Below are 5522 nucleotides of genomic sequence, written 5' to 3' on the forward strand. Positions count from 1 at the left end.
TCTGGCCGACGCGGATGAAGGCGCGCGCGTCGAGCCCGTTGGCGGAGACGATCGCGGAGACGGTCGTGCCGTAGCGCTTGGCGATCGCGGACACGGTCTCGCCGGAGGCGACGGTGTGCGACCCGCCGGCGGACGCGGGCGCCGCGGCCGGGGCCGCGGCGGCGGTGCCGGACGTCGGGATCGTCAGGCGCTGGCCCTCGCGGATGAACGCGCTGCCGTTCAGGCCGTTCGCGGTGCGCACGGCGGCGACGCTCGTGCCGTACTTCGCGGCGATGTGGCTCACCGTGTCGCCGGAGCGCACCGTGTACGGCTCGTCGGCGTGCGCGGCCGGGGCCGCGGCGGTCGCGGCGACCGCCGCGATCGCCAGGGCGCCGGTGCTGGTGGCGAGACGCCGGCCACGGTGGCCCGCGGCGCGGGCCGGGGTGCCCTGGGAGCGGGCGGCCTGGTCCGTGAGGGCGAGGGCGGGCTGCGACATGGTGGGAACCCCTGGTGCTGAGACGACGTGGAGCGGTGGCGGTACGCGCCCGGAGCGCGTGACGGGTGTGACTCGTGTGACTGGTGTGAACACTGTGACGGTAGTGCACGTGGTGGGAGGTGGGAAGCCGGGGGGACCATTCGGTGCATTGACCAGGACATTTCGGACGCATTCCTCACACTCCGGGGCGAGCGGCGTCCGCCACCAGGGGGAACGCCGCGTCGTGCGCGGACCCGCCCCGGGCGTCAGTACGCTGGCCCGCGTGACTGCGCAGACCCCCGATGACCTGGTCGACTCCTGGCTGACCGTGCCCGACGTGGCGGAGGAGCTCGGCGTCGACGCCGGGAAGGTCCGCCGCCTGCTGAAGGAGCGCCGCCTCGCCGGCGTCCGCCGGGGCGAGCCGCCGGTGCTGAGCGTCCCCGCCGCGTTCCTCGTGCCCGCCGACGCCCGCAACCCCGCGACCGTGCCGGACGGCTACGGCGAGCAGGAGGCGGCCGGCACGTCCGCCGTCCTCGCCTCGCTGCAGGGGACGCTGTCCGTGCTGGGCGACGTCGGCATGTCGGACGCCGAGGCGATCGCCTGGCTGTTCACGCCCGACGAGACGTTGCCCGGCCGGCCGGTGGACGCCCTGCGCGCCGGCCACAAGACCGAGGTGCGGCGGCGGGCGCAGGCGCTGCTCTGAGCCCGGCCCGGCGCGGGCTCACGCCCGGCGGTCGACCGCCGCGTGGCCCAGGGCGACGAGCATCGCCCGGCCGTCCTCGGTGAGCTCTGCCCGGGCGAGCGCGGCGAACCCGCGCTCGCCCAGGTCGGCGATGAGCGCCTCCACGTCGGCCACGGCGCCGCTCGCCTCGATCCGGTCGGCGAGCGCGCGGCACGCCGCGTCGTCCAGCGCCCGGTCGCCGAGACCGGCGTGCAGCGCGTCGGCCAGACCGGCGTCCTGCGTGGCGCGGGCGTGCGCCATCGCCCGCGCCACGAGCACGGTGCGCTTGCCCTCGCGCAGGTCGTCCCCGGCGGGCTTGCCCGTCGTCGCCGGGTCGCCGAACACGCCGAGCAGGTCGTCGCGGAGCTGGAACGCCTCGCCGAGCGGCAGGCCGTAGGCGGCGGTCGCGGCCAGCGCGGCGTCGTCCGCGCCGGCGAGCACCGCGCCGAGCAGCAGCGGGTGCTCCACGCTGTACCGCGCGGCCTTCGCGACGATCACCTCGCGGGCCCGCCGCTCGTCGGCCTCGGGGTCCTGCCCCCACGGCAGGACCTCGGCGAGCAGGTCGAGGTACTGCCCGACCGTGACCTCGGTCCGCATCCGCTCGAAGACCGCGTGCGCGGCCGCCCGCCGCTCGGCCGGCAGGTCCGCGACCGCGCGCACGAACTCCCGCTCGCTCGCCACGAGGGCCAGGTCGCCGAGCAGGATCGCCGCCGACTCGCCGAACCGGTCGGGGTCGCCGGACCAGCCCCGCTCGGCGTGCAGCGCGGCGAACCGGCGGTGCGCCGCCGGCCGGCCGCGCCGGGTGTCCGAGTCGTCCATCACGTCGTCGTGGAACAGCGCGGCCGCCTGGAACAGCTCCAGCGCCGCGCCGACCCGCAGCACCGCGTCCGCCTCGGGGGAGGCCGGGTCGCCGCCGTGCGCGCGCCACGACCACCAGCAGAAGGCCGCCCGCAGCCGCTTGCCGCCGGCCAGCATGTGGCTCAGGGCGTCCGCCAGCGGCGCGGCACCGGCACCGGAGGCGACCAGCTCGGGCAGCAGCGCCTCGACGTGCTCCGTGAGCAGGGCGTCGACCCGGGTGCGGAGGTCCTCGGCGTCGACGAGTGCGGGGGCGGTGCTCACCCGGCGAGCGTAGGGCCTCAGAGCCGGACGGTCCCGCCCAGCGTCAGCGTGCGCACCCCGTCGCGGTCCAGCACGCCCAGCGTGAGCAGCTCCGCGCCGCCGTCCCCGCGCACGAACGTCGACGACGCCGCCAGGCCGGTCGAGCCCGGGTCGACCACGGTCTCCGCGAAGCCCGCCGCGGCCAGCTGGTCGCGCACCGCCTGCACCAGCTGGTCGGTCGCGAGCGGGCTGCGCAGGTTCAGGCTGATCGTCGTCAGTCCCGTCGCCGCGTCGTCCTCCGCGCTCGACACGAGGATCTCGCTGCCCTCGGGCGGCTGCACCAGGTCGGACGGGAAGCCCGCCGCGAGGTCGCCGACCGACGAGCCCGTGGAGGTCGGGCTGGGCAGGAGCGACTCCGTGGGCGCGGGGGCCGGGACCGTGGCGGTCGCCGACGCGGTCGGCGCGCCGCCGTCGTCGCCCGTGCAGCCCGTCGAGCCGAGCGCCACGACGGTCAGGACGAGGGCGGCGGTGGTGGGACGGCGGAGCACGGGCGCCACAGTAGCGCCGCTCCACGAGCGGGTGCCGACTCCTCCACAGGGGCGTGGGTGCTGCATCGTCCCCAGGACGGTCCCGGGTCGGGGCGGGGCGTCGTGGTCGTCATGCCGTCCACCCGACCGCGCCACCCTCCGGCTCGGGCACCCGCGCGAGCTGCTCGCGCTGGTGCCCCACCTGCTGGGCTTCCAACCCGGCGACTCCGCCGTGCTGGTCGGTCTCCGGCCGCCCGGCCGTCAGGTCGGCCTCGTGGCGCGGGTCGACCTGCCCGACGTCCTCCGCCCCGACGGCCCGGAGCTGGCCGCGGCCCTCGCCGACCACCTGCGCGACGACGGCACCGCCGAGGTCGTCGTCGTGCTCTACGCCGGGGAGGGCGACCCGCGTGACCCCGAGCGCGGGCTGCGTGCCCGGCCCGGCTCCCGCGGGGCGCGCGCCGCGGAGGTGCTGCGCCGCGGCCTGGCCGGCGTGGGACCCCTGACGACCTGGTCCGTCGACGGCGGGAGCTACCTCGGGCTGGACTGCCGGGACCGCGGCTGCTGCCCCGCCGGCGGGCGACCGCTCGCCGACCTGTCGGGCGGGGACCTGGCCGGCCGGCTCGTGTCGCGCCGGGGCGGGGTCGCCGGGTCGCGGGAGGAGCTGGGGCTCGTGCGGCCCGCCCCGCCCGGCCGGCGCCGGTCCGCCGCCGCCGCGCGGTCCCGCTGGTTCGACGCCCTGCTGCGCGCCGACGGCGCCGACGCCGTGCTCCGGTGGCGGCAGCGGTCGCTCGCGGCATGGCGGGGTGTGCTCGCGGCGGCCGGGGAGCCGGACGAGGTCCCGCCCGCCGCGCTCGGCCGGGTCGAGGCGGCTCTCCTCGACCCTGTCGTGCGGGACGCCGTCGTGCTGACGCTCGTCGCCCCCGAGGACGCGGCGCTGCCTGACGCGCTGGTGCGCACGGGCGCCATCGGACGGGCCGGGGCCGGGACGGCGTGGGCGGACGACGGGGGCCGACCCGCGCGCGCGAGCGGGCCGGGGGAGCGGGACGCGGTCGCCTCCGCCGAGTGCGCGGAGTGTGAGGTGGACGAGGAGCGCGGGGCCTGCGAGGTCCGCCGGGCCTGCGGGGCGGGCGAGGACCGTGGGGCCTGCGGGGCCTGCGGGGACCGTGAGGCACGCGAGGCCTGCGAGGCCTGCGAGGCCTGCGAGGCCTGCACGGCGGGCGAGGACGGCGGGGCCCGCGGGGCCCGCTGGGCGTGCGGGGCGTGCGCGGGCCGGGAGGACCGCGAGGAGGACGCGGAGGACGAGGAGGACGCGGAGGACGAGGAACGCGGGGCCTGCGGGGCCCGCGGGGCCTGCAGGGCCCGCGCGGACCGCGAGGCCGGCGAGGGCCACGAGGCCTGCGAGGGCGACGGGGCGTGCGAGGGCAACGGAGCGTGCGAGGGCAACGGAGCGTGCGAGGGCGACGGGGCGTGCGAGGAGTGCGCGGACCGCGGCCGCCGGCGCCCCGAGCGCGACGCGGGCGCCGGGGACCCGGCGGACGCGGCGGACCGGGCCCCCGGCGTGCAGGACGCCCGCACGGTGTCCGCACGGGTGCGCGAGGCGCTCGACCGGCTCGTGGACCCCGCGCGCGGCCGTGAACCGCGCCAGGACGTCGCGGACGCCGGACGCGCGGCCCTCGAGCGGGTCGTCGCCCACGGCCGGCGGGACCGGCAGGCGCCCGCGCTCACCGTGCTCGCCCTGCTGGCGTGGTGGGACGGGGACGCCGTCCGGGCGTCGGTCCTGGTCGAGCGCGCGCTCGACCAGGACCCGGGCCACCGGCTCGCGGGGCTGCTCGACCGCGCGCTCGGCGCGGGCCTGCCGCCGGGGTGGGTGCGTCGTCGCTGCTGAGCGCCCCGGGGACCGGTCGTGCGCCCCGACCCCTTCCGGTACGGTCGGACCACGGTCCACGGCCCGCACCCGCGCGACGGCGCCCCGGTGCGCGCCCGAGGACGCACAGCGCACGTGCGAGGAGCACACATGAGCATCGTGGTCGGGTACCTGGCGACCGTCGAGGGACGTGCCGCGCTCGCGGCGGCGACGGGCGAGGCGGTCCGCAGGTCGGAGCCCCTGGTCGTGGTCGTGAGCGAGCGCGGGGACGAGACCGACGAGCAGAAGGACGAGCTCGCCGCCGCCCTCGACGAGGTCCGCGGGTCGCTCGAGTCCCGGGGCGTCCCGCACGACGTGCGTGTCGTGACGGGTGGCCGGGACGTCGCCGAGACGCTCATCGGCACCGCGGAGGAGACGGACGCCACGCTCATCGTCATCGGTCTGCGCCGCCGCAGCCCCGTCGGCAAGCTGATCCTCGGCGCCAACGCCCAGCGCATCCTGCTCGACTCCCCGTGCCCGGTCCTGGCGGTCAAGCCCGACCCGAGCTGACCACGGCGGCTCCCGGGGTCGGCGACCGGGCCGGGCGGCCGCCCGCGGCCGACACGCCCGGGGGTGCGGGACACGCCCGGGGTGCCCCCGGCCGGCACGGCAGGCCCGTCGCGGGAATCCGCGGCGGGCCTCGCGCGTTGAGCACCTACGACAGGTCATCCGGCCTGCCGGACCGAGGCGTCGCCGCCCGTCCGGGGCATCCCGTGGCGGGTGCGGGCCGGTACAATATCGAGGTACCCGATGCGCCGAACCGGGTCCCTTGCTGCCGAAAGGTCATTCGTGACGCCCCAGACTCCCACCCCCACCCTC

General features: G+C 78.6%; 6 protein-coding genes. 3 read left to right on the forward strand and 3 right to left on the reverse strand.

The window, feature by feature from the left end; genetic code table 11:
* The coding region (locus MHY85_RS19995; protein ID WP_239199956.1) for a LysM domain-containing protein at positions 1 to 475 on the reverse strand (475 nt) is incomplete at its 3' end.
* A 262-nt stretch (positions 476 to 737) separates the two neighbouring features.
* On the opposite strand from MHY85_RS19995, the gene MHY85_RS20000 reads away from it, so the two are divergent.
* Complete coding sequence (locus MHY85_RS20000; protein ID WP_239199957.1) at positions 738 to 1157, forward strand: Rv2175c family DNA-binding protein; 420 nt, start codon at positions 738 to 740, stop codon at positions 1155 to 1157.
* Between the two features lie 18 nt (positions 1158 to 1175).
* Here the strand turns inward: MHY85_RS20000 and MHY85_RS20005 are convergent, their stop codons facing one another.
* Complete coding sequence (locus tag MHY85_RS20005) at positions 1176 to 2294, reverse strand: polyprenyl synthetase family protein (protein WP_239199958.1); 1119 nt, start codon at positions 2292 to 2294, stop codon at positions 1176 to 1178.
* 17 nt (positions 2295 to 2311) lie between these two features.
* Positions 2312 to 2821 carry a hypothetical protein gene (locus MHY85_RS20010; RefSeq protein ID WP_239199959.1) on the reverse strand — a complete coding sequence of 170 codons (510 nt, stop codon included), beginning with the start codon at positions 2819 to 2821 and terminating at the stop codon, positions 2312 to 2314.
* 31 nt (positions 2822 to 2852) lie between these two features.
* On the opposite strand from MHY85_RS20010, the gene MHY85_RS20015 reads away from it, so the two are divergent.
* On the forward strand, positions 2853 to 4685 hold the full coding sequence (locus tag MHY85_RS20015) for a DUF4192 family protein (RefSeq protein ID WP_308191451.1): 1833 nt from the start codon (positions 2853 to 2855) through the stop codon (positions 4683 to 4685).
* A gap of 129 nt (positions 4686 to 4814) precedes the next feature.
* A complete protein-coding gene (locus MHY85_RS20020; protein ID WP_239199962.1) occupies positions 4815 to 5213 on the forward strand; it encodes a universal stress protein in 399 nt (132 codons plus the stop codon).
* Positions 5214 to 5522: the final 309 nt, after the last annotated feature.

This window comes from Cellulomonas sp. ACRRI (assembly GCF_022346185.1).
GTDB lineage: Bacteria > Actinomycetota > Actinomycetes > Actinomycetales > Cellulomonadaceae > Cellulomonas.